1 protein-coding gene is annotated in these 1,399 nt (G+C 67.7%); it reads right to left on the reverse strand.

Annotated features, from left to right (window positions below):
- Positions 1-1,399 (reverse strand): DUF1522 domain-containing protein (locus I6F20_RS37520; RefSeq protein ID WP_225131582.1); only part of this gene is annotated, 1,399 nt, incomplete at both ends.

The following is a 1,399-nucleotide window of genomic DNA, read 5'->3' on the forward strand; positions in this document are numbered from 1 at the left end:
GTTGAAGGAGGTGAAGGTCAAGGTCTTGCCGCTGATGCCGCCGATGCCGGAGGTGCGCGCCGCGGTGAAGGCGGTCGCCGTTCCGGTGTTGCCGGCAAGGCCGAGCGCGTTCAGCGCGTTGCCCGTGCCGGTGATCGACAGGTCGGCATTGACGCCAGTAGACAGCTTCAGCTGGCCCGAGGCGTTGATCGACGAGTTGGTCTGGCCGGAGGCCGTCGCAAGCGTGGCAGCGCCGGCGGCGCTGATGGTCGCGGTCTGCACGCCGGTGGCAAGGTCGATCGCCTTCAAGACGTCGTTCAGGGTACCGCCCTGCAGATAGACCGTCGAGTTGCCGGCGCCGTCGGTGAGGACGTTACCGTTCGCACCATAGCCGGTCGGAATGCTCGGCGCACCGGTCGAGCCCGGGATCGGCGCATTCTTGAAGGTGATGACTTTACCGTTGACGTTCAACGTCGAACCGTCGGTGATCGTCGCACCCAGCGAGGCCGCGCTGGTGGTGCGGTTGACGTTGACGGTGGCGTTGCCGCCGCCCACTGACGTCGTCAGGGCGAGAGCCTTGAGCAGGTCGGCCTTGCCGGTGACGCTCAGATCCGCACCTGTCGAGCTCCTCAGCGTGACGGCGCCCGCAGCGACGGTCGAAGCGGTCTGGCCGTTGCTCGTGGCGATCGTCGCCGCACCCGAGCTGATCGAGACCGTCTTGACGCCGCTTGCCAGATCGATCGCGCTCAACAGGTCGTTGACGGTCGCTGCCGGCGTGCCGTTGGTGCCGAGATAGACGGTGCTGTTGCCATTGCCGTCGGTGACGATATTGCCGCTGACGCCCGAGCCGGTCGGAACGCCGGTCGCACCCGGAGCCGAGCCGCTGCGGAAGGTGATGGTCTTGCCGTTCACGGTCAGCGTGTCGCCGTCGGCAGGCTGGGCGTTGCCGGCGAGGCCGGTCGCGGTCGTGCCGTTGGTGGCGATCAGGGTCATGGTGCCGGTCAGCGCCGTGGTGCCGTCGCCGGCCGTTGCGCCCGTGCTGGCGAAGACGCCGATGGTGGCGCCGAGCGTCGTGGTTCCGGTCGCCGCGGTGGTGCCGCCGGCCGCACCGCTATACACGACGTTGCTGTTCGCCGTCGCGCTGGCGTAGGAGGTCGTGCCACGCAGGTCGGCCGCCGTCGCACCGGAGATGGTGGCGGAGACGTTGGACTTGGTGGAATAGCCGACCGTGGTCTGCAGCGCCTGGTTGGCGATCGACTTCGCAGAGTCGATCAGCTTCTGCAGCGAGGTGATGCCGGTGTTGGCAGCCTGCAGCACCTGCACGCCGTTGGCGATGCCGTCGAGCAGGTTGTTGATGTCGCTGGCGCGGTTGTCGAGCGACTGGGCCGTGAAGAAGTTGGTGGGATTGTCCAGGGCCGAG

Source organism: Bradyrhizobium sp. IC3123 (assembly GCF_020193625.1).
In the GTDB taxonomy this organism is placed as follows: Bacteria; Pseudomonadota; Alphaproteobacteria; order Rhizobiales; family Xanthobacteraceae; genus Bradyrhizobium; species Bradyrhizobium yuanmingense.